Below are 23,417 nucleotides of genomic sequence, written 5' to 3'. Positions count from 1 at the left end.
TCCACTCATTCCAGATAGTTACCGTTCCCTTTACGTTTTATATCCACTGAAAGTTATTAATAACACACCCACCTTAAGAATAAAAAATTCTTTGAGCAACAATACATTTCACTCTATCCTGGCTATTCTCTTAATGTAAAAAAATTGTTATCTTTTATTTTTATAGTCTTTACAATCGATTTTTATACTGAATTTGGATAAAAAGACGTTAATTGTTTTAAAGGATGTTAATTATGTACTCTGGGCTGCTGATCATTCTTTTGCCGTTAACGCTAGGCTATCTTACCCATTTGAATAATAAGACACTGTTAAGTGCTGTTCATCACCTTCTTAACGCAATGGTCTATATCATCCTGTTTTTAATGGGAATCAGCTTGGCTTTGTTGGACGATTTAGGCCGTAACCTCTTCTCTATCTTTCAATATGCGATAACATTTTTTTTATGTATTTTTACAGCTAATATGCTAGCGTTATTCCTGCTTGAAAAACACGATCCTTGGATTATTAGTCCGCATAAACAGGAAAAACCCCCTTCCCGTTTACATATGATTTTTGAATCACTGAAATTATGTGGTGTACTGATTTTAGGTTTCCTATTTGGGCTCACTGGCTGGTCATGGCTGCACTTCTCCAATCATGCCAGTGAAATTGCCTTAATCGTTTTACTGTTGCTCGTCGGAATTCAATTACGTAATAACGGTATGAGCCTGAAACAGATATTGCTAAACCGCCGCGGTACCATTATTGCAATTGTCATTGCTGTCAGTGCGCTTACCGGCGGGGCTATCGCAGCACTTATTCTTGGGCTGCCAGTGAAAACAGGTTTAGCGTTGGCTTCCGGTTATGGTTGGTATTCCCTTTCTGGCATCTTACTTTCTGATGCTTACGGGCCGGTAATCGGTAGTGCTGCATTCTTTAATGACCTGGCACGCGAACTGGCAGCAATTATGCTAATTCCGATTCTAATCAATCGATATCGCTCAAGCGCTCTAGGATTAAGTGGTGCCACTTCGATGGATTTCACCTTGCCAGTATTACAACGGTGCGGGGGCGTCAGTATTGTTCCAGCAGCGATAGTTCACGGTTTCGTCCTGAGTTTGCTCGCACCTTTACTGATCGCATTCTTTACTTAACCAGAATTTGAGCCACAATAATACTTGATGTCATAAATAACCGTTCGGGCGTTTCATGGTCATAAATCGTCAACAGTGGTTACTTATCCTAATGCTGGCCCATTTGTGACCTATTCATCTTTTCGCAGTATGCCAATAGAATAAATAAGCCTTTGTTGACAAATTGCACTAAGGAGAGAATAGCGCACGTTAATCAGACATGTAATTGAAATATCAATTAATAATATTCTGTACATAAGATATTGCATAATTATGCTAACGGGTTTAGCATCGAACTAAATCACTGACTATTCAGAATTAAAGCATGAGTATTCAATTAAAAAGCATTGATTGCTATTACGGTATCCATCAGGCACTGTTTGATATTAATCTTGAGTGTTCTTCAGGGGAAACGATGGTTTTGCTAGGGCCAAGTGGCGCAGGTAAAAGTACATTGTTACGAGTACTAAACCTGCTGGAAATACCACGATCCGGCCAGTTGCATATTGCTAATCATCAATTCGATTTCGAACAAACACCAGGAACAAAGGAGATTCATTCTCTACGCCAGAATGTAGGTATGGTTTTTCAGCAATATCACTTGTGGCCACACCTTACTGTTATGGATAACCTGATCGAAGCGCCTTGTCGCGTACTGGGTTTATCCAAGCAACAAGCGCGGGAAAAAGCGGATAAGCTCCTTTCCCGTTTGCGCTTAGATGATTTTGCTGGCCGCTTCCCACAACATTTATCTGGTGGGCAACAGCAACGGGTTGCTATTGCACGAGCATTAATGATGGAACCCCAAGTTTTATTATTTGATGAACCAACGGCAGCGCTGGACCCAGAAATTACAGCACAGGTTGTCAATATCATCCATGAATTATCCGCTACGGGTATTACACAGATTATCGTTACCCATGAAGTGGAAATCGCCCGCAAGGCCGCAAGCCATGTCGTATATATGGAAAACGGCCACATTATAGAACAAGGTGATATCAGCCATTTTACGCAACCACAAACCAAAGCCTTTGCTAATTATCTATCACACTAACTATTAATAGGATATAGCGATGAAAAAACTACTTTTTGCAGCCCTCTTAGGCACAGTAGCTTTATCTGCAACCGCCACGGAAAAAGAGACCATTCGTTTTGCCACAGAAGCCACTTACCCTCCGTTTGAGTTCATCGATGCAAATAATAAAATTCAGGGTTTTGATGTCGATTTGGCCAATGCCATCTGTGAGAAAATCAATGCAACATGTACCTTCACTAACCAATCCTTTGACAGCCTGATCCCTAGCCTGAAATTCCGTCGCTTCGACGCTTTAGCCGCAGGTATTGATATTACCCCTGAACGCCAAAAGCAGGTTGATTTTACTAACACTTATTACGATAACTCCGCGGTTTTTATCTCCGTTAAAGGCAAAGTCTCCAACACCGCAGAGCTGAAAGGCAAACTTGTGGGTATCCAGAATGGTACAACTCACCAAAAATATCTGATGGAACAACGAAAAGAGATTAAAACCGTTCCTTATGACAGCTATCAAAATGCGATTCTGGATCTGAAAAATGGCCGTCTGGACGCCGTTTTCGGTGACACTGCCGTTGTTAACGAGTGGCTGAAAAAGAATGAAAACTTAAGTACCGTAGGTAACAAAGTCACTGACAAAAATTACTTTGGTATCGGCTTAGGTATTGCAGTTCGTAAGGGTAACAAAGATCTACAAGATAAGCTGAATAAAGCACTCGCTGACATCAAACGAGATGGTACTTATGACATCATTTATAAAAAATGGTTTAAATAAGTAGCCGAATCTCTATGAATGAATTCCAATCTCTAACAAGCGCCGCCGGCATCACCGTCGGCCTTGCCGTGTCTGCATTAGTGCTTGGTCTGATTTTAGCTATGCTATTTGCTGCTTGGGAATCAGCCCGTTGGAAACCCTTCGCCATACTTGGCACCTGTTGGGTCACTCTGTTCAGAGGATTGCCAGAAATTTTGGTCGTGCTGTTCGTTTACTTCGGCGCATCACAACTTCTCATGACACTGGCTGATGGCTTTGACATTAATCTTATCTTCTGGCACTCCAGAATTCAGATAGATATTCAAGACTTTTATGTCAGCCCATTCCTTTGTGGTGTCATTGCACTTTCCCTACTCTACTCTGCCTATGCATCCCAGACACTCCGTGGTGCGATAAAAGCCATTCCGGCCGGCCAATGGGAAGCCGGTCAAGCATTAGGTCTTGGTCGCGCTGAAATATTTTTCCGCCTGATCATGCCTCAAATGTGGCGACATGCTCTACCAGGGCTCGGTAACCAATGGTTAGTTTTGTTGAAAGATACCGCGCTGGTATCGCTTATCAGTGTGAATGATCTCATGCAACAAACCAAAAGTATTGCCACACGCACTCAGGAACCCTTTACCTGGTATATGATTGTGGCGCTTATCTATCTGGCTATCACTCTGATCAGTCAGTTTATTCTAAAGAAAATTGAGATGCATACCACTCGCTTTGATCGGAGTGCTCCCTGATGTTTGAGTATATTCAACAAATTTTACCAGGTCTGCAAACCAGTCTAAGCCTGACCGTCACAGCGCTTTTTGTTGCTTTCATGATGTCCGTCCTGTTCACTATGGTTCTGACCATGAAACTGCCAGTACTGACACAACTGGTAAAAACCTACATTACTCTGTTTACCGGTACGCCTTTGTTGGTACAGTTCTTTCTGATTTATTACGGGCCTGGGCAGTTTCCTTCCATAAAAGCGTACCCGTGGCTTTGGCAATTACTGTCTGAACCCTGGCTGTGCGCAATGGTAACGCTAGCGCTTAACAGTGCGGCATATTCTACTCTGCTATTCTATGGCGCAGTAAAGGCAATTCCTGCTGGTCAATGGCAATCCTGTCAAGCATTGGGCATGTCTAAAGCACAATCTATGCAGATCCTGCTGCCCTATGCTTTTAAACGGGCGTTATCTTCCTATTCCAACGAAGTTGTATTGATTTTCAAGAGTACTTCTCTCGCAAGTACGATTACTTTGCTGGAAGTAATGGGATACAGTCAGCTTCTATTTGGCCGCAATTATGATGTGATGGCTTTTATGGCCGCAGGGGTGATTTATCTATGTGTCAACGGTATCCTGACTTTGCTGATGCGGATGATTGAACGTCGTGCACTTGCTTTTGAGCGCCATGACTAAACGGGATAGGGCGTTCTCTTTTGGAACCCCATCCCCACACATCCTTTCGTTATTCAGTTATGATTTAATATCAATAACGCTAAAACTTCGTAATGTTCAGTATGAGGAAACATATCAAACAACTGTACCTTTTCTACACGATAGTTAGCTAGCGCAGCAATGTCTTTCGCCATTGTCTGAGCATTACAGCTTGAATAAAGAATATAATTCGTAGCCATTTTACTGAGATAATCGCACAACACCTTACCAATTCCCCGACGAGGCGGATTGACCAAAACCAATTGCGGAATTTGATCTTTTGCTACAGCAAAATGTGTTGAGTCCAAAGCTTGAAACTCGATGTTTTCCAAACCTAGTGTTTTCGCCGAATCGCGGGCACAATCAATGGCTTCTGAGCTGATTTCAATGCCGGTTAAACAGGTATTTTTATCTGCGCAATGCAGACCAAAACCCCCAACACCGCAGAATAGATCCCACATGCTACTGATTTTCAGTTCACGAACCCAACGCCCTGCTGTTGCATACAATTCAGAAGCCATTTTCGGGTTAGTTTGGAAAAAGCTATGTGGACGGATGTAAAGAGGAATGCCATTGAACTGTTCTTTCAGCGCCTTTTGTTCAGTAAACAGAATCTCTTTTTCCCCCTCCAAAATCGCCATATGGATTGGCTGAATATTGGCAGAGATCACCGTAAGCTGTGGCAATTGCTCACACAACCGAGGTAAAGCACGCTCCAGTTGAGCAATTTTTGTTTCAGAACGCAGTACAAAACGTAACATCATTTCACCGCTATGACGGCTTTCTGTCAGCAACAAATATTTCAGTTCACCCCGTTTACGAGCAACGTTATATGGCGTCAACCCGGCACAAGCAATGAACGATTTAACAACATCGAATACAGGCTGAAAATGCGCTGGATAGAGAGGACAATGACACAGATCAACCGCCGTGCCATCACGATACAACATGCCTAGCAATGGGCGTTCTACACTGCCACTGACGACCATTTTAGCTTTATTACGAAAGGCATCTTGTTGGCTGGCAATTGGAGGTAACCATTGCTTCACAATAGCTTGAGGTAATAACTGCTTTAAATTCTGCTGCTTATCTTCTAACTGCTGAGAATAGGGTTTTTCGAGCCACTGACAAGAGTGACAGTGCCCCGCAGAATAATGCGTACATTGCATTGTTGGATAACCGTGTTGAAAATATTAGTGCAAAGTAAAAGTCGGCGCCTTAGCAGAAACTTGTGATTCCTCTTCCTCTTCAATGTCACTCTCGATTTCGATATCACGATTAATATACAACAAGTTATTACTGTGAATTTCAAAAATCACTCCCGCAATCTGCTCTTCGCTTTGTTGCAAGAAATGAGAAAACTGGGAAAAAGTCAGCCCGGCTGAAACAAGGAAAGATTGGCACACCACCAATTTCGGTAGGTTTTCATCCTGAATATCAAGAAAAGCCTTGATTGTCAGCGAACTGGCATTAATCTGGCTTAGATTAGCCATCAAAGGAATAATGGCGGTTGGTTTAACTTCAGCCAACGCAGAAAACAAGATTACATTGTCCAACAGATCAATTTTAGCATCAAATAAACCATCAATATTCTGCATATGAGGTAGATGCAGCGCCTGGCATGAATCGCACTCAAAGTAGGAAATTTTGAGCTGATCCAACCACTCACGCAATACTGATAAGTCAGGAATGACAAGTGAACTCATCTAACAACCCCATACAACGGAAAATGAAAAAGCGCTATAGCTTACGAAATAATTCTTTATCGCGCCATCACCAATAACTGATAAATTATTTTTACTTACCGTTATCACTACCTTCTACCTTATTTTTGCTCTCTTTTTTATGATCAACATGATCAACTCCCAAAAAAGAGAGACCATACACTGCACGCCAAATGATATTAACCGCAGCAGGAACCAAACAACCTATGCCGATGAAAATCATAACAACATGTGCTTCTGGCGTCATTAGTAAATCTGTTAAGATGACAATATCATTAATAGTCAAATATGACAGGATTAAGCACAAAATTCCGACAATTTCTAGCAGGATAACCTGTTTTGGCATATCTGCCAATGAACTCATATTGCCTTGATGACTTTTCATCGCATCCTCTCTTAACAACCTGATGCTACATTATACTACCGGAAACACTGTTACCAAAATTGGTATGATGAATTAAAGCAAAAGGCAATTTCTGCTTTTTTTTACCGATCGATACAGGCATAGTAGCTATCAAATAAGCATGAGTAACACATCAAACCGCATTACTTTAATATAACCAAGAGGAGTTTATATGTTTACTGTGATTTTCGGTCGTCCTGGCTGCCCGTACTGTGTCCGCGCGAAAGAGCTGGCAGAACGACTGAAAGAGCAGCGTGATGACTTTGACTTCCGTTATGTTGATATTCACGCAGAAGGTATCGCTAAAGCTGATCTGGAAAAAACGGTTGGTAAACCCGTAGAAACTGTCCCGCAAATTTTTGTTGATGAGAAACATATCGGTGGCTGCACTGACTTCGAAGCGTATGTAAAAGAACACCAATTACTACAATAATCGAACTTCCTGTTTTACTTTCGCTGCGGTAAAAACCGCCATTGATTATTCGTCACAGTGGTCTCGGTTGATTTGTGCAAAAAATGTTATTTTCATCAAATTGAAAAAAATCTGTTTTTTTTCTTATCACGAAGAACTTTTTTGCCAAACCGTAGTCTGAATTAATGCCACTGCTTTTCTTTGATATCCCCATATTGAGGAACCCGATAGTTAATCCACTTTGGTTCAAGACTATCGGGTTTTTTTATTGCCTGAAAAGTATACCGTTCATAAACACATAACCGATTCTACAGATGATCAACCTATCAACCACCGATACTATCAACGCGCTGATCTAGAGATTATCATCATAAATATCAATGAATTGATTAGTTTTTGTCAGGATGACTGCCAAATATTCCCTTGGTGGAAATATAAACCAAAAATAAATAACACCAACAATTAAGAGAATTACGCTTTACTCTCAGGTCAGCCAACTTTACTCTCTTGCGTCCGACTATCATGATATACATAAGTGACTATATGTGAGGCCCGATTTGTTAGAACAAATAAATCATGATCTGTTTACCTTTTTCAATGCTACGCCTGAATCATCACCAGCCATGATTGCAATAGCGACGTTCATTGCAAAATACCTGGTTATTATTTTCCCTCTAATATTGGCTAGTTTCTGGTTCTGGGGTTCAGAGCGTACTCGCCCTTATCATCGGGTTATCGTCAGTAAAACCACCATTGCCTTCTGTTTTGCTATGCTAACCTCATACTGTATCGGTTTACTCTGCCCTCACGACCGCCCTTTTGCAGAAGGTTTTGGTTATAACTTTCTTCCTCACGCGCCAACAACCTCATTCCCAAGTCATCATGGAACAACCGTCTTCACTTTCGCTTTATCCTTTTTATTCTGGTATAGGATTTGGCCGGGCTTATGCATGATGGCAATTGCACTGGCAATTGCATGGGCCAGAGTCTATTTAGGCGTTCACTGGCCGATGGATATGGTCGGGGCATTTATCGTCAGCCTAATGGGATGCACTTTTGCACAAATAATATGGAGCCTGTCTGGTGAACGTTTACAAAAAAGATTGAACAGTCTGTACCAGCATTGCTGCGCTTTTCCTATCCGTAAAGGATGGATAAAAAGCTAGCAACATAAATGCAACTTAGCGACTTAAGATAAACGAACGCTATTTCAACCAAAGTCTTTTTATTAGAAATTATTGGCTAATTTTACATACCAAAATGGACATGAGTTAACCAGCAGGGTAATATCCTGTACCCTATTTAGCATTTATTTGCGCTTAAATTCAACTCAACGATTTTCATATAAATCAATAAATCTATGCCCTATGGATTTCAAGATGCATCGCGACGGCAAGGGAGTGAATCCCCGGGAGCATAGATAACTATGTGACCGGGGTGAGCGAGTGCAGCCAACAAAGAGGCAACTTGAAAGATGACGGGTATATATAAATCACTATGTAAATAGATATATAACGAAAGAGATTATTAAAACTTGATCAAAGAATGGCTAGCACATCTTTCATTCATATTATTGGTGCTATTAATCTATTATTCTGATTTTATCTATATCTTTCACAAAGATACAAGCATTACATAAGAGATATCTATTTTAAAATCTGGTAAAAAATTGATATTTATCAATTTATTAACCATTCACTCTATTTGCCATTTTTATTCATTAATATGTAAATAAATAGACAGGAAATAACAAAAACATAAGAGAATAATAAGAGTTGAATAATGGGCAAATTGAGGTTACAATTTGAACTTATTAAAATTCGCAATATTTAGGCAACAATTACACTAAATCTCGTAGCATGATGACTTTTCGAGATATATTCTGCATTTGAGACTATGATCACGGTACTATTCACTAAAAATCGCTATCTTTCCACTATCAAAAGTCTGGTCTTAAAATTTCCAGACTTTCTTTCAAAAAAGAAAGTAAAGCGAAAATTTTGGCTTGTTAATTTAAAGTCCAATTTTCGAACAAGATGTTAATGTGGTAATAAAAACGTTTAAATAACCACCAGAGATATTTAAAAAATTTATTTTTTATAAAGAAAGAATTAGACCACATGTATTTGCATTTATTGCATACTTGCGGCATTGTAATTTCATTTTTTAATTTACCGCGTTATTCTCGGAGATAACTATGGATATGACTCAAACAGGTACGATCGCATCACAGGCGACCAGCCCAAGCGATTATAAAACCTGGCGTAAATCAGATACAGTATGGATGCTTGGTTTATATGGTACTGCGATTGGTGCCGGTGTATTATTCTTACCCATCAATGCCGGTATTGGTGGCCTACTACCTCTTTTGGTGATGGCGCTACTGGCTTTCCCAATGACTTTCTTCGCCCACCGCGGGATGTGTCGTTTCGTTCTATCCGGTAAAAACCCTGGCGAAGATATTACCGAAGTCGTAGAAGAACACTTTGGCAGCCTGGCAGGTAAACTTATCACCCTGCTCTACTTCTTCGCTATCTACCCGATTCTCTTAGTTTACAGCGTTGCTATTACCAACACCGTAGACAGCTTTATTGTTCACCAATTACATTTGCCATCACCTCCCCGTGCTCTGCTGGCTCTGATCCTAATTATTGGTGTAATGACCATCATCCGTTTCGGTGAACAGGCTATTGTTAAAGCAATGAGCGTGCTGGTATTCCCATTTGTTGCCGTTTTGATGCTACTGGCGTTTTATCTGATCCCTAACTGGAATACCACAATCTTCGAAAACATCAGCGTTTCTGCATCGAGTGCAAGTCATGGGCTACTCATCACTCTATGGCTAGCGATCCCAGTAATGGTGTTCTCCTTCAACCACTCGCCAATTATCTCGGCGTTTGCTGTGGCAAAACGTGGAGAATATGGTGAAAATGCTGAGAAAAAATGCTCCCGCATTCTGGCTTACGCCCATATCATGATGGTTGTAACCGTGATGTTCTTCGTATTCAGCTGCGTATTGAGCCTGTCTCCAGAAAATCTGGCAGAAGCCAAAGCACAAAATATTTCTATTCTGTCTTATCTGGCTAACCACTTTAATACACCCGTGATTGCCTACATTGCTCCGTTTATTGCATTCATAGCAATTACCAAATCTTTCCTTGGTCATTATCTGGGTGCACGTGAAGGTTTTAATGGTATCGTGGTTAAGGCATTGCGTGACCAAGGTAAAACTATTGAGCCTAAAAAGCTGAATCGTATCACGTCCATTTTCATGTTAGTAACGACTTGGATTGTCGCTACTCTGAATCCAAGTATTTTGGAAATGATCGAAAGATTAGGTGGTCCTATTATCGCAATGTTGCTGTTCCTTATGCCAATGTATGCAATCAGCAAAGTTCCTGCAATGCGCAAATATAGCGGCAAGCTGAGTAATCTGTTTATCGTCTTTATGGGGTTAGTTGCTATCTCTGCTGTCCTCTACTCACTGTTTGCATAATAAATATTTGGTTGCTGTTCTCTTCAAGCGGGCAGCAACCGAATAATGACATGAGCTAGCTAGCGGAAAAATTCAAACTACACGACCCACTTCACCCAATCCCCCTGCTGTTCATCATATTGCCACAAATCGTCTTCGTTAAAATATCCCCGTTCGTCTATTGGTACCTCCTGCTGTTCTTCTTCGTCCCATTGTTGCCACAACTTATCTGTCAGGATATAAGGCGTCTTGGTCGCAATCTCTCCAGTAAAAGGAAACCCATAGCCAGTCTCCTCAAGACGGATAAACTTGGCATCGGTAGAAATATTAGAGATAACTACAGCCTCAGTTGCTGAAGGAAAGAGAATATAACCATTAATCAGCGGGAAATATCGGGGCAAACCCGGCTTATACGGTGGTGGAATGATATCAACGGCGTTCCACATAAGAAGATAATCTAGCCCCTCATCGTTATTAGGCCCCATTGGATAACCTTGGTAAAAATAACGATTATGAATTGAATAATTACCCGTCAATACATATGCAATATAAAAATAGTAACTAATCAGATCTACTTCTTCTGTTCTAAACGTACCGAATATTGAATGTAAAGGAAATGTTCCCATGCCACCAAGGAGACCAAGAACCTCATACTGTTCATCATGACCATATTGATCAATATATTTTCCCGTCTTGATTTTCGACACCTGCATATCTGTCAAAATATTATCTCGTCCATTACTTGGATTGAATCTATACCCAATGGATTTCAAGATGCATCGCGACGGCAAGGGAGCGAATCCCCGGGAGCATAGATAACTATGTGACCGGGGTGAGTGAGTGCAGCCAACAAAGAGGCAACTTGAAAGATAACGGGTATATATCGGCCATAAAGAAAGTGCAGACTATCCTCATAAATGTAAGTAAATTGCTCCTGATTAAGCTTATGGAGAGGATTAGGTTTATCCGTCCACCGTTTGTCATCACCTAAATTATTGCGATTTCCAAAACGGATAGAAAGCGCTAACGGATCAAGATATGACATATAACCACCTTTTCATCATAGAATAATGAATTCTAATTATTTTATTTCTAATAACATTAATTTATTGATAAATATAAAATCACTCTAACACAATTTAACCTTAATATTGAAATAGTTAGTTACATTGCTATTTTATGCACTATTGATTTTTTTAAATAATAGACGAACACTTCATAAAAAAAAGTTTTTTTTATAAAAAACACATGTAATATCTCATTTAAATTAATAATTATATAAATTTCAAACAAATAAATTAACCATGTTTATTTACAACAATCAAAAATATAATTTAAAATTTTAATTATCAAACTAATCATTCAAAACAAATAAATTTTCAATTATATTTTAATTTAATATAATTATATACAATGTGAAAAATTCCAGTTATTTTATATTTCTCATATCAACAATCTATTTTCCATTTTTTAATAAAATGACTCCATATATCAGATAATTACATTATTTTTTCAAATTTATTTGACAACCTATAAATGGCACCTATAGTTATATGTGTTAGAGAAAATGTTATATGCCAATTAAAAATGTTAACTGTCCTATATTTTTAGCGCAAAAAAAATTTCTTATGTAGATTGCTTTTATAGTAGAAGTACCAACCACCTTATATTTCTCAAACGGACGGTTTTCCGTTCTTTATTCTGAGATAATATAGGCTTATTTACCAATTAATTACATTATATTTTGGAGTTTATATTATGATTAATGACATGCATCCTTCTTTAATTAAAGATACTAATATAGTAGATGACGTAATGCTACGTAGCTGTAAAATCATTGCAATGAAAGTTATGCCAGACAAAGTTATGCAAGTTATGGTGACTGTATTAATGCATGATGGCACATGTGAAGAAATGCTTTTGAAATGGAATCTGCTAGACAATAGAGGCATGGCGATTTATAAAGTCCTGATGGAAGCGCTTTGCGCTAAGAAAGATGTGAAAATAGGCACCGTAGGAAAAGTTGGTCCTCTCGGCTGCGATTACATTAATTGCGTAGAAATCTCTATGTAAAATAATTGCTTGTTGAAATGCTTGGGCCAAATAATAGACTCCTAATAGAAACTCAATTTGATTGAAGCGATCTCATTGATCGCAAAATACAGTACTGTTGTGATAGGAACTTGGCACAACATTTCTCTGGTATAATGAAGCTGACTTTTATAACAGCACATTCTACCCTATCTAAGGCAGAGCGTAATATTAACGTTCTGCCTGCAATAGTTACATTTAATAAAAAAAGAAACTCATAAAATAACAGAAAACAAATTTTCAAAAAATTAAAATTAATTAACTTAGTTATCTATTTCACACAAAAATATCAATATATCATTATTAAAATTTAATTTCACTCAAAAAAATTTCTTTTAGAAATTATTTTAATAATAGCACATACCATCTATTCAATCTTTAAAAACAGGGTAGAACAACATCTCTTTATTTCACCCCGTAAATACTTAACAACATATACCCGTCATCTTTCAAGTTGCCTCTTTGTTGGCTGCACTCACTCACCCCGGTCACATCGTTATCTATGCTCCCGGGGATTCGCTCCCTTGCCGTCGCGATCCATCTTGAAATCCATTGGGTATAGATAATTACATCAATAATATTTACACATTGTAATTGTTAATAAAATATTATACACCTAGGTATTATTAAATCTTAAATAGATTTAAGTAAATTAATTTCAAAGCTTGCAGTCATATATATCCATGCGAAATACTATAGGATAAGAATAATTTCATAATGTTTTATTTAAATATCAACTAGAAAATTAAAATTTAAATCATTCACCACATACTGCCAGTACGCTTCAATTCCTGCCACCCCTTCCTTATCCATACTCTATTAATAAGAACATCCTGCATAAATAATTCCCGCTGGAACGGATTGTAATTTCTCCATTTCAACGGCAGAAAATAAATATCAATATTATTTTTTGATTAGAGTGATGCATTTGATTATTATAACCATTTAGAGGAAATATATTATTGGCGAATTTTTAACAGCATCAATAATTATATAATACAGATAAACTTTTAATATAGATTACAATTACAAATTACCTTATATTTCTTCGGCGGACAAATGACTGCTCCGTACATTTTAGTAAAAAATTCTCTTTTTCAATTACGTTAAATTAAAAGGTTAACACGATGAACTATACAAATCCTTCTTCTAATGAAGTGGTAACAGAAAATAAGCCTGAACAAACTTCTCCAAACCCTAATTACTATTTCGCTGTTGGTACAGTAACTTCAATTCAGGCTGCACCTGATCAAAACCAATTGCAAGTGACTGTCACTATGCAATTCCCTAACGGCAAATTTAACTATTTGTTATGGTGGAATGCTCAGGACTACAGAGGTGCAGCACTGTATCATCTTCTTCTGAGCGCTTGCAGTAATAACAAACGTGTAAATATAACTTCCTCATCAGCGGTTTCTCCTGGTGGTTACAATTATATTTACAACGCAACATTACTGGCTTCTTAAGATAAAATCATAAATTGCTAAATAGCTCCACCTAATTCCTTATTGTTACAATAGAAATTGAGTGTAGTATTTCTCTGGTAGAACAAAGCTGATGTTGAGTAAAAGCTAAAAAATATTTTCTACCAGTTACTTCCTTCTCCAGTCAGAACCTTAATCACAAGGTTCTGACTGTTCTAACAACACCGCTTTAAATTCACGATAATTAATAAATAATATCTTATTTCAATAATGCTATTTCGGTGTCATTAATCTATATTCAATGAACTTAAAAATCATTTAAAATAGAAAATAAAAACCTATTTTCTCTCACTCATTACTCTTCATAATAGATGATAAAATGTCAGAAGAAAGCCAACGTATTAAAAAGCCATCCTCAGGTTATGCAACAGATCATTTCTACGATGGAGCATGGCATAGGGCCGTCAAATCTGTTGAGGGCAGTGTTGAATTTTTTGATGTTTACGATGTTATCTTTGAGGGGATTACTTACCAATCTCCACCAATCTTAGTTTCTGAGAACCTCATTATTGTTCCCATAGCAAAAGATGAAGTTGCCTGGAACAGTAAAATAGAAATATATGGCGCTATTGGCACTGGAGAAAGCGAAAAGATTTTTTCTGACGGTGATGCTGTCCGACCCTTTGCCGGTGAACTTGATGTTTCAAATCCTCAGGAACCTCTTGTTATTTTCGGCGGAGGCAATGTTAGTCGTTTTCCCAATTATACAGCCAGCGTCAATGGGGTTGAATATGGCGATTTAACAGGATTCGCTACTAGCTATGAACTCCGATATGAAGGAACATCAATCCGAAACTATCGAGGTTTATCACCTACGCATATTCGTTACGAAAATATCGGCCATCATGTAGAACTGAGATCGAATTATGGGCTTACTGGCAAGATAAACCTGATGGTATTTTGTTATTCAAAGGCCGGTATAACGGATCTGCTGTAAAAAATAGCAAACGTTGCTCTCTAGATGGAAAAAAATAAGTGTAAAACGTGCGCGGCAAAATGCCGCGCCCTAAATCAGAAAGAATATAACTTCACCCAACCTGCCACATAAACCTTATATTGACGTCAAATCAACCAAAAATCGCCTTAAACCAACCACTAACTTTCATCACAATCAAATCCCAAATACGGCTAAAAAAGTTACCTTCCTCTACCACTTCTTTCACCACCAAAGGACGTTGTTCAATGACCTTATCCCCTAATTGGAAGTTAATCACACCAACAACCTGATTTTTCGTCAAAGGCGCTGTTAATGGCGTCTGATTTAATATGTAACTGGCTTTCAAATTTTTTAACTGCCCACGAGGAATAGTGATCGCCGCGTCTTTTTCTACGCCGAGAGCAACATCTGAACGCTTGCCATACCAAACCTTTTCTGAAACAAACGGCTCACTAACTTTAATAGGGGTTACCGTTTCATAAAAACGGAATCCCCATGCAAGTAATTTTTCACTTTCAGCAAAACGACCCCGATCACTTGGCGCACCTAACACTACAGAAATCAGCCGCATAGATCCCTCTGTCGCTGAAGCAACCAGATTATAACCGGCACCGCTGGTATATCCTGTTTTCACACCATCGACATTCATATTTTTATTCCATAACAATCGGTTACGGTTAAGCTGTTGGATTTTATTGAAGGTAAATATTTTCTCTTTATGCAAGGCATACTCATCAGGAACATCACGGATCATCGCCTGACTCAATACCGCCATATCACGAGCAGTACTAAATTGGCCCTCAGCATCCAATCCATGAACTGTACGAAAATGGGTGTTAGTCAACCCAAGGGCTTTTGCATAATTGTTCATCAGACTAACAAATACATCCTGACTGCCCGCCACATAATCAGCCAAAGCGATGCTGGCATCATTACCAGATTGAATAACAACACCACGATTCAGATCGATCACTTTTACCCTGTCATCGGGTTTAAGAAACATGAGCGAAGAACCTTTCAGTATGGGATTTCCCGTCGCCCAAGCATCTTTTCCCACAGTAACGACATCTTCCGACGTAATTTTTCCTGCTTTTATCGCCTGACCGACAACATAACTGGTCATAATTTTTGTCAGACTGGCTGGATCAAGCCGCTCATCGGGATTACCCTCAGCCAGAATTTTACCGCTGTCATAATCCATTAACACATAAGCTCTAGCGTCCACGGGTGGAACAACAGGTTCATCCGATGCATAAACACGAGCACTTACCATTGATGCCACTGTCAGCACCGCAATCACACATTTCATCGTCATCGCCAGACTTTTCTTCATCATCGTTCCCCTTTACTTAATAAGAAAAAATGTCAAATTCTTATACCCTATGGATTTCAAGATGCATCGCGGCAGCAAGGGAGCAAATCCCCGGGAGCATAGATAACTATGTGGCCGGGGTGAGTGAGTGCAGCCAACAAAGAAGCAACTTGAAAGATGACGGGTATATTAATATAAAATGTTGTACGACAAGAAACCAACATAAACAGTGTAAAGATTGTGCTGATCATAGGTTTTCATTTAATCTGATAAAAGTTATTGGTAACAAATAGACGATTTTCTTATCATCCCGATTCAAGGAGAAACTCATGCTGACCATTTGGGGCCGTAAAAACTCTTCCAATGTAAAAAAAGTGCTCTGGTGTCTGAAAGAACTTGGTGTACCGTATAATCAAGTAGATATTGGCAGTAAATTTGGCGAACTGGATGACCCGCAATATCTAAAAATGAATCCGAATGGAAAAATCCCTTGTTTACAGGAAGGCGATTTTATCTTGTGGGAATCTAACGCAATTGTTCGTTATCTTGCAGCAAAATTTGGTAAAGAGGTACTTTATCCACAAGACCTACAGGAAAGAGCAAATGCAGATAAATGGATGGATTGGGTTGGTTCACATCTGTTTCCTCATATCAGGCAATTCGTGATAGGTTTTATTCGTACACCCGAAGCAGAACGGGATCAAAAGCAAATAGAACAGACCCTGGCTGAAATCGAGAAGCTGATGAAAATGGTTGAGAATACTCTGGCAGAACAGAAATATCTTTCCGGCGATAAATTTGGCATGGCGGATATTGCATTAGGGCCTATGATTTATCCTTGGCTTAATATTCCAATCAAACGCCCCTCTCTGCCAAATATTGAACGCTGGTATCAATTAATGGCAGAAAGACCAGCGTTCAAAGAAATTGTCATGATTGAGTTAAGTTGAAAAAAAATCAGCTCATTGGCATCCATCTGGGATCAGGATATTGATACTTAAATCCTAATTCCTGACAAATACGGCTGCCATCAACAATTCTGCTTCTCACCTGAGTTTCTTTTCTGGAAAACTCAGGTGGAACTAAATCAAGCTGATTACTGGCCTTAGGGTAAAATTCAGCCTTGGTTGGGTGAACAGGCGCACATAAATTATAAATATGCCCACCTTCAGTCCTCTGAATTAATAGGTTAATGGCTGAAATAACATCATCCTGATGAACTAAATTGACCGGCTGATTACCCCCTTTAACTTCCTTTTTTCCCGCCAGAAAACGTCCAGCATGACGGCCACTGCCGACCAAACCAGCTAAACGTAAAATATCAACGGAAATATTTGGCAGTTTATGCAACCAATTCTCTAATTCAACCAATGCCTGAGCTGACGATGTTTCAGGATAAAAAGGCGCATCCTCATTGAGATTGCCAGCAACAAAACCATAAACAGAAGTAGAACTGGTGAAAATAATCCTTGGCACAGAGTATGAAAGAGCAGTATCGACAATTAACTGAACTGCCCTAACATAGTTATAACTGCCACCCGCAGTGTGGCTTGCCGGTAAAGTGATGATCAGTACATCGGCTACCATCAGTTGCTCTAAATCATCAAGCGCGCAATTGATCTGAGGTTCCAGTTGTAACAAATAACATTCGATACCAGACATACGTGCTGCCTCTACACCATCTGGCGTCGTTTTGCTGCCAACAACCTGCATACCACTGCGACTCAATGCTTTGGCTAATGGCATCCCCAACCAACCCAGACCGATAATGGAAACTTTTTTCATCACCACTCCTTCTATGCCTGATATTATTTTGATTATGCAAACAATTCGAACATTAAGCCACTGTTATTATTGATCCTATATTTCTCCCATAGGAGAGAATATTTCAAGTAAAAACAAAACATTATTATGAGATAAATTTATTGTTAAAAAAATAGATTGCTTTTAGGCTGTCAAATCGTATAGGTTGAATAGCAAGCAAAAAATTTAACCTCTGTTGGTCAGTGAATAAAAGTAACCGGCAGTAAACAGTCCGCAATCATAAACAAAGAGAAACCATTATGATCCGCATTCAATTTAGCCATTACCACCATCATCATCCTGATTAGTCTTTCAGGCGATTGTGTGCTGGAAGACGTTTAGCGGGTCTTCCGGTGGCATGAATGCGATAAAAACCCTCGGAAGGTTCCTTCCGAGGGTTTTTTTATGTTTCCGATTTTAAGTGGGGATAAAAATGTTAGATAAATCACATTTACGTATCGCAATGCAGAAATCAGGCCGATTAAGCGAAGATTCACGAGAATTACTGGCTCGCTGTGGCATTAAAATCAATCTGCAACAACAGCGCCTAATTGCATTCGCAGAAAATATGCCCATTGATATCTTGCGGGTACGCGATGACGATATTCCAGGGCTGGTTATGGATGGCGTTGTCGATCTGGGTATTATCGGTGAAAATGTGCTGGAAGAAGCGCTATTAAGCCGTCGCGCTCAAGGAGAAGATCCTCGTTATTTCACTTTACGCCGCCTTGATTTCGGTACTTGTCGCCTTTCACTGGCCGCGCCTCTAGACTACAACTACACCGGCGTCGAATGTTTACAAAATGCCCGTATCGCAACCTCTTACCCTCACCTACTAAAACGTTATCTCGATCAGAAAAAAATCCACTTTAAATCCTGTCTGCTAAATGGCTCAGTTGAAGTTGCTCCCCGCGCTGGGTTAGCCGATGCCATCTGTGATCTGGTTTCAACTGGCGCAACACTGGAAGCGAATGGTCTGCGGGAAGTAGAAATTATCTACCGTTCCAAGGCTTGTCTTATTCAACGTGATGGTGAAATGCCCGCCGATAAACAGCAATTGATTGAGAAACTGCTGACCCGCATTCAAGGGGTAATTCAGGCCCGTGAATCCAAATACATCATGTTGCACGCACCAAGCGCAAAACTTGAAGAAGTGATTGCTCTGCTACCAGGGGCGGAACGTCCAACGATTCTACCGCTGGCGGGGGATCAAAACCGCGTTGCCATGCATATGGTAAGCAGTGAAACACTGTTTTGGGAAACGATGGAGAAGCTTAAATCCCTTGGCGCCAGCTCCATTTTAGTCTTGCCGATTGAAAAGATGATGGAGTAAACGAAAATGACTGACCATTTCGATACCCTGATCCGTTGGCAGGAATGTCATGATGAACAGCAAAACGCTTTACTGACACGCCCTGCAATTTCAGCTTCCGTAGAAATCTCCCATACCGTGGAACACATTCTGCATGCGGTAAAAGAGTCTGGCGATCACACTCTGCGTGAATTTAGCCGCCGTTTCGACAAAACGGTTATTAAAAATATCCGTATTTCGCCGGAAGAGATCGCCGCCGCGGAAAACAGCCTGAATGACGACATTAAACAGGCAATGAAACAGGCAATGAATAATATTCGCGTTTTCCACGAAGCGCAGAAGCCTATAAAGATCGAAGTAGAAACCCAACCTGGGGTCTATTGTCAACAAGTAACACGGCCTATCGATTCTGTCGGGCTCTATATCCCCGGAGGTTCTGCACCATTACTTTCTACCGTTTTGATGCTCGGAATACCTGCACAAATAGCGGGTTGCCATAAAGTTGTACTTTGTTCCCCGCCACCGATTGCCAATGAAATTCTCTATGCAGCCACACTGTGTGGAATTACGGAAATATTCCAGATTGGTGGTGCTCAAGCCATTGCTGCTATGGCATTCGGAACAGAATCCATCCCCAAAGTAGATAAGATTTTTGGTCCAGGTAACGCTTATGTTACCGAAGCCAAAAGACAAGTTAGTCAGCGCGTAGATGGTGCCACCATCGATATGCCTGCTGGCCCATCGGAACTGCTTATTATCGCCGATGCGGGAGCAAACCCCGTCTTTGTAGCTGCCGATTTACTCTCACAAGCAGAACATGGCCCTGACTCACAAGTGATATTGGTTACACCTGATGAAGCGTTAGCCAAAAAAGTGATAACGGAAATCGAAAAACAGCTTACCCGTCTTCCCCGCAACCAGATTGCCGCCAAGGCATTAGCACATAGCCGGATTATTGTGACAACAAGCCTGCAACAATGCGTAGAAATCAGCAACCGCTATGGCCCAGAGCACCTGATTATCCAAACCCGCCAGCCAGAACAACTGGTTGAAAAAATCACTAGCGCCGGTTCTGTTTTCCTCGGTGACTGGTCGCCGGAATCTGCGGGAGATTACGCATCAGGAACCAATCACGTACTACCAACTTATGGCTACACTTCAACCTATTCCAGCCTTGGTCTGGCAGATTTCCTAAAACGTATGACAATTCAACAACTGACGCCGCAAGGACTACTGAACCTATCTCAGACCATTGAAACACTGGCGCAAGCAGAACAACTGACCGCTCATAAAAACGCGGTCACTTTACGTGTGGCGGCGCTGAATATTGCCGGTCAAGGGGTGAATATGAATAACATTTTTGATGCCAACCGGTTGGCACGAGAAAATATCCGCAAATTAACCCCTTATATGTCTGCTCGTCGCCTTGGCGGCAAGGGTGATGTTTGGTTGAATGCCAATGAATACCCACTAGCACCTAATTTCCAATGCACTGAGCAAACATTAAACCGTTATCCTGACTGCCAGCCAGCCTCGGTTATCCGCCGTTATGCCGCCTATGCCGGCTTACAACCTGAGCAAGTACTAGCCTGTCGTGGTGCTGATGAATCCATTGAACTTCTAATCCGCGTATTTTGTGAACCCGGACAAGATATGGTGCTGTTTTGCCCTCCGACTTATGGTATGTACAGTGTCAGCGCTGAAACTTTTGGTGTCGAACAAAAGAAAATTGCCACACTGGAAAATTGGCAACTGGATATCGAAGCGATCGAAAATAACCTCGACCGGGTAAAATTAATCTATATCTGTAGCCCTAATAACCCAACAGGAAACGCAATTAATCCTGATTCATTGCGTAAAATTCTGGAACTAACCGCCAATCGTGCAATTGTCACTATCGATGAAGCCTATATTGAATTCTGCCCGGAAAATAGTATCGCAAGCTGGCTAAAAAACTATCCAAATTTAGTCATTTTGCGAACCCTCTCGAAAGCTTTTGCTTTAGCCGGTCTGCGCTGTGGATTTACTCTCGCATCTGTGGATATCATCACTCTATTGTTAAAAGTGATTGCACCTTACCCGCTTTCCACGCCTGTTGCAGATATTGCAGCACAGGCACTGACAGCAGAAAGTATCGCAATTATGCAAAAACGTGTCGTTGAGATCAGGGAAAACCGCAATGACTTGCAACAGGCGCTGAATAAATTAGCCATCGTAGAAAAAGTATTCCCCAGTGAAACCAACTATATATTGGTGAAATTCTATGACGCAGAAACTGTTTTCAAAACATTATGGCATCAGGGCATCATCCTGCGCGACCAACGCAAACAGCCCGGTTTAGAGGGTTGCCTGCGGATCACCATCGGCAGCCGTAAAGAGTGTGAGCGAGTGGTTGAAGCCATCAGCGCCCTTTCCACTGTAAATGAACAACCAAAGGAGATAGCAAACTGATGAACCAGAAACTCCTGTTTATTGATCGGGACGGTACGCTGATCACTGAACCGCCAACAGATTTTCAAGTTGATCGTCTGGATAAACTGGCACTGGAAACCGAGGTTATTCCTGCTCTGCTTGCCCTGCAAAAATCGGGGTTCAGGCTGATTATGATCACTAATCAGGATGGTCTTGGCACAGATAGTTTTCCATTAGAACAATTTGAACCGCCACATAACCTGATGATGCAGATTTTCAGTTCTCAAGGCATCCATTTTGATGAAGTTTTAATCTGCCCTCACAAGCCAGAAGAGAACTGTCATTGCCGTAAGCCAAAAATAAAACTGGTGGAAAAATATCTAACAGAAGGCTTGATGGATACCGCGAACAGCTATGTGATTGGTGACCGGGAAACCGATCTGCAACTGGCCAAAAATATGGGCATTCAGGGGTTACGTTATCATCCGAAAAACCTTGGCTGGTTCGCTATCTGTGAACAACTAACCCGTCAAGACCGTCACGCTCATGTTCAACGTATCACTAAAGAGACATCCATCAACATTGACGTTTGGCTTGATCATGAAGGTAGCAGCGATATCAATACCGGTGTCGGGTTCTTTGACCATATGTTGGATCAGATTGCTACCCACGGTGGTTTCCGCATGCATGTTCAGGTTAAAGGCGATCTCTGTATTGATGATCACCATACCGTTGAGGATACCGGTCTGGCATTGGGGGAAGCATTGAAACTGGCTTTGGGAGATAAACGGGGCATCTGTCGCTTTGGTTTTGTGTTGCCAATGGATGAATGCCTTGCCCGCTGTGCTCTCGATATTTCTGGTCGCCCTCATCTGGAATATAAAGCTGAATTCAAACACCAGCGGGTGGGTGATCTGAGCACTGAAATGATTGAGCACTTCTTTCGTTCACTCTCTTATGCAATGGCCTGTACACTGCATCTGAAAACGAAAGGCAGCAACGATCATCACAGAGCAGAAAGCCTGTTTAAAGCCTTTGGCCGAACACTACGTCAGGCAATTCGGGTAGAAGGCGATACATTGCCAAGTTCCAAAGGGGTTCTGTGATGAAAGTTGTCATTCTTGATACTGGCTGCGCTAACTTGTCATCGGTAGCTTATGCCATCCGAAAATTAGGCTATCAACCTGAAATCAGTCAGGAAACAGCAACGATCCTGGCAGCAGATAAACTACTTTTACCTGGTGTCGGCACTGCCAGTGCTGCAATGGATCAATTGAAACAACGGGAACTTATACCGTTAATTAAAGTACTCAGCCAACCTGTGTTAGGTATTTGCCTTGGCATGCAGCTATTCGCTGCCACCAGCGAAGAAAGCGATAATGTTGCAGGTAATAATGTCACCCTACTCGAAGTTATGGCTTCCCCCGTCCAAAAAATGGCTACGCATGGGCTTCCATTACCACACATGGGCTGGAACCAAGTTCTGCCAAAAGCCGGGCACCCGCTATTCCGTGGTATTGAAGACCATGCCTATTTTTATTTTGTCCATAGCTACGCGATCCCGCTGAATACCTACACCATTGCGCAAACTGAATATGGCAATATTTTCAGCAGCGCAATCGCCAAAGATAACTTCTTCGGCGTACAGTTTCACCCTGAACGTTCCGGTGCTGCCGGAGCCAGACTATTAAAGAATTTTCTGGAGATGTAGGCAC

Annotated in this window: 25 protein-coding genes, 1 pseudogene and 1 other annotated feature; of the genes and pseudogenes, 20 read left to right on the top strand and 6 right to left on the bottom strand. The window is 40.6% G+C overall.

Annotated features, from left to right (window positions below):
* Window positions 1-233 precede the first annotated feature (233 nt).
* The 5 genes from AAC155_RS11290 to artM all read left to right on the top strand — a co-directional run bounded on the left by AAC155_RS11290 (window position 234) and on the right by artM (window position 4,319).
* Window positions 234-1,133, top strand: coding sequence for a lysine exporter LysO family protein (locus AAC155_RS11290; RefSeq protein ID WP_113042218.1), 900 nt, complete (start codon window positions 234-236; stop codon window positions 1,131-1,133).
* Window positions 1,134-1,437: 304 nt separating this feature from the next.
* Window positions 1,438-2,166 (top strand): arginine ABC transporter ATP-binding protein ArtP, encoded by a 729-nt coding sequence (artP, locus tag AAC155_RS11285; RefSeq protein ID WP_113042217.1) that lies wholly within the window; start codon window positions 1,438-1,440, stop codon window positions 2,164-2,166.
* A gap of 19 nt (window positions 2,167-2,185) precedes the next feature.
* Entirely contained in the window at window positions 2,186-2,920 is a 735-nt protein-coding gene (artJ, locus tag AAC155_RS11280; protein ID WP_113042216.1) for an arginine ABC transporter substrate-binding protein, read from the top strand.
* A 14-nt stretch (window positions 2,921-2,934) separates the two neighbouring features.
* Window positions 2,935-3,651, top strand: coding sequence for an arginine ABC transporter permease ArtQ (gene artQ, locus AAC155_RS11275; protein WP_113042215.1), 717 nt, complete (start codon window positions 2,935-2,937; stop codon window positions 3,649-3,651).
* Complete coding sequence (artM, locus tag AAC155_RS11270) at window positions 3,651-4,319, top strand: arginine ABC transporter permease ArtM (RefSeq protein ID WP_113042214.1); 669 nt, start codon at window positions 3,651-3,653, stop codon at window positions 4,317-4,319. Before artQ ends, artM begins: the two co-directional genes overlap by 1 nt.
* Window positions 4,320-4,372: 53 nt before the next feature.
* Here artM and rlmC read toward each other — a convergent pair whose 3' ends face one another.
* The 3 genes from rlmC to AAC155_RS11255 form a co-directional block, all read right to left on the bottom strand.
* Window positions 4,373-5,506 (bottom strand): 23S rRNA (uracil(747)-C(5))-methyltransferase RlmC, encoded by a 1,134-nt coding sequence (gene rlmC / locus AAC155_RS11265; protein ID WP_113042213.1) that lies wholly within the window; start codon window positions 5,504-5,506, stop codon window positions 4,373-4,375.
* A 24-nt stretch (window positions 5,507-5,530) separates the two neighbouring features.
* Window positions 5,531-6,043 carry a YbjN domain-containing protein gene (locus AAC155_RS11260; protein WP_113042212.1) on the bottom strand — a complete coding sequence of 171 codons (513 nt, stop codon included), beginning with the start codon at window positions 6,041-6,043 and terminating at the stop codon, window positions 5,531-5,533.
* 91 nt (window positions 6,044-6,134) lie between these two features.
* Complete coding sequence (locus AAC155_RS11255; RefSeq protein WP_113042211.1) at window positions 6,135-6,446, bottom strand: YbjC family protein; 312 nt, start codon at window positions 6,444-6,446, stop codon at window positions 6,135-6,137.
* 190 nt (window positions 6,447-6,636) lie between these two features.
* Here AAC155_RS11255 and AAC155_RS11250 point away from each other — a divergent pair, with 190 nt between their 5' ends.
* From AAC155_RS11250 to AAC155_RS11240, 3 genes are all read left to right on the top strand, one after another.
* On the top strand, window positions 6,637-6,897 hold the full coding sequence (locus tag AAC155_RS11250) for a GrxA family glutaredoxin (RefSeq protein WP_113042210.1): 261 nt from the start codon (window positions 6,637-6,639) through the stop codon (window positions 6,895-6,897).
* Between the two features lie 536 nt (window positions 6,898-7,433).
* Entirely contained in the window at window positions 7,434-8,042 is a 609-nt protein-coding gene (gene ybjG / locus AAC155_RS11245) for an undecaprenyl-diphosphate phosphatase (RefSeq protein WP_113042233.1), read from the top strand.
* 1,031 nt (window positions 8,043-9,073) lie between these two features.
* Entirely contained in the window at window positions 9,074-10,372 is a 1,299-nt protein-coding gene (locus AAC155_RS11240) for an HAAAP family serine/threonine permease (protein ID WP_113042209.1), read from the top strand.
* Between the two features lie 77 nt (window positions 10,373-10,449).
* Here the strand turns inward: AAC155_RS11240 and AAC155_RS11235 are convergent, their stop codons facing one another.
* Window positions 10,450-11,058, bottom strand: a complete 609-nt coding sequence (locus AAC155_RS11235) for a hypothetical protein (protein ID WP_146748091.1) — start codon at window positions 11,056-11,058, stop codon at window positions 10,450-10,452.
* Between the two features lie 116 nt (window positions 11,059-11,174).
* On the opposite strand from AAC155_RS11235, the gene AAC155_RS11230 reads away from it, so the two are divergent.
* From AAC155_RS11230 to AAC155_RS11215, 4 genes are all read left to right on the top strand, one after another.
* Complete coding sequence (locus AAC155_RS11230; protein WP_158536552.1) at window positions 11,175-11,342, top strand: hypothetical protein; 168 nt, start codon at window positions 11,175-11,177, stop codon at window positions 11,340-11,342.
* 767 nt (window positions 11,343-12,109) lie between these two features.
* A complete protein-coding gene (locus tag AAC155_RS11225) occupies window positions 12,110-12,424 on the top strand; it encodes a Cro/Cl family transcriptional regulator (protein ID WP_112894822.1) in 315 nt (104 codons plus the stop codon).
* A gap of 1,145 nt (window positions 12,425-13,569) precedes the next feature.
* Entirely contained in the window at window positions 13,570-13,908 is a 339-nt protein-coding gene (locus AAC155_RS11220) for a hypothetical protein (RefSeq protein ID WP_113042206.1), read from the top strand.
* Between the two features lie 337 nt (window positions 13,909-14,245).
* Window positions 14,246-14,863, top strand: coding sequence for a hypothetical protein (locus tag AAC155_RS11215; protein WP_229015728.1), 618 nt, complete (start codon window positions 14,246-14,248; stop codon window positions 14,861-14,863).
* 130 nt (window positions 14,864-14,993) lie between these two features.
* Here AAC155_RS11215 and AAC155_RS11210 read toward each other — a convergent pair whose 3' ends face one another.
* Window positions 14,994-16,199, bottom strand: coding sequence for a serine hydrolase (locus AAC155_RS11210; RefSeq protein ID WP_191214838.1), 1,206 nt, complete (start codon window positions 16,197-16,199; stop codon window positions 14,994-14,996).
* 26 nt (window positions 16,200-16,225) lie between these two features.
* Between AAC155_RS11210 and AAC155_RS11205 the strand changes: the two genes are divergently transcribed.
* The gene (locus AAC155_RS11205; RefSeq protein WP_146748090.1) at window positions 16,226-16,468 is read left to right on the top strand and encodes a hypothetical protein; all 243 of its coding nucleotides are present in this window, start codon (window positions 16,226-16,228) and stop codon (window positions 16,466-16,468) included.
* A gap of 36 nt (window positions 16,469-16,504) precedes the next feature.
* Complete coding sequence (locus AAC155_RS11200; protein WP_113042204.1) at window positions 16,505-17,125, top strand: glutathione S-transferase family protein; 621 nt, start codon at window positions 16,505-16,507, stop codon at window positions 17,123-17,125.
* A 7-nt stretch (window positions 17,126-17,132) separates the two neighbouring features.
* Here AAC155_RS11200 and AAC155_RS11195 read toward each other — a convergent pair whose 3' ends face one another.
* Window positions 17,133-17,960 carry an SDR family oxidoreductase gene (locus tag AAC155_RS11195; protein ID WP_113042203.1) on the bottom strand — a complete coding sequence of 276 codons (828 nt, stop codon included), beginning with the start codon at window positions 17,958-17,960 and terminating at the stop codon, window positions 17,133-17,135.
* A gap of 278 nt (window positions 17,961-18,238) precedes the next feature.
* Here AAC155_RS11195 and hisL point away from each other — a divergent pair, with 278 nt between their 5' ends.
* From hisL to hisH, 6 genes and pseudogenes are all read left to right on the top strand, one after another.
* A complete protein-coding gene (hisL, locus tag AAC155_RS24475) occupies window positions 18,239-18,286 on the top strand; it encodes a his operon leader peptide (RefSeq protein WP_109791964.1) in 48 nt (15 codons plus the stop codon).
* Window positions 18,262-18,385: a sequence feature (His leader region), on the top strand. It overlaps the preceding gene by 25 nt.
* Window positions 18,386-18,411: 26 nt before the next feature.
* Window positions 18,412-19,311 (top strand): ATP phosphoribosyltransferase, encoded by a 900-nt coding sequence (hisG, locus tag AAC155_RS11190; protein WP_113042202.1) that lies wholly within the window; start codon window positions 18,412-18,414, stop codon window positions 19,309-19,311.
* Window positions 19,312-19,317: 6 nt separating this feature from the next.
* Window positions 19,318-20,637: pseudogene (hisD, locus tag AAC155_RS11185) on the top strand (histidinol dehydrogenase); the annotation flags it as partial.
* Window positions 20,638-21,741: a histidinol-phosphate transaminase gene (gene hisC / locus AAC155_RS11180; RefSeq protein WP_223121427.1), complete on the top strand. Its 1,104-nt coding sequence runs from the start codon at window positions 20,638-20,640 to the stop codon at window positions 21,739-21,741.
* Window positions 21,741-22,808 carry a bifunctional histidinol-phosphatase/imidazoleglycerol-phosphate dehydratase HisB gene (gene hisB, locus AAC155_RS11175; protein WP_113042201.1) on the top strand — a complete coding sequence of 356 codons (1,068 nt, stop codon included), beginning with the start codon at window positions 21,741-21,743 and terminating at the stop codon, window positions 22,806-22,808. Before hisC ends, hisB begins: the two co-directional genes overlap by 1 nt.
* A complete protein-coding gene (hisH, locus tag AAC155_RS11170; RefSeq protein ID WP_113042200.1) occupies window positions 22,808-23,413 on the top strand; it encodes an imidazole glycerol phosphate synthase subunit HisH in 606 nt (201 codons plus the stop codon). Before hisB ends, hisH begins: the two co-directional genes overlap by 1 nt.
* The last annotated feature ends 4 nt before the right edge of the window (window positions 23,414-23,417 follow it).

It is taken from the genome of Photorhabdus sp. HUG-39 (assembly GCF_963878365.1).
Taxonomy (GTDB): Bacteria; Pseudomonadota; Gammaproteobacteria; order Enterobacterales; family Enterobacteriaceae; genus Photorhabdus; species Photorhabdus kayaii.
This window is presented reverse-complemented; position numbering and strand designations above follow the sequence as displayed.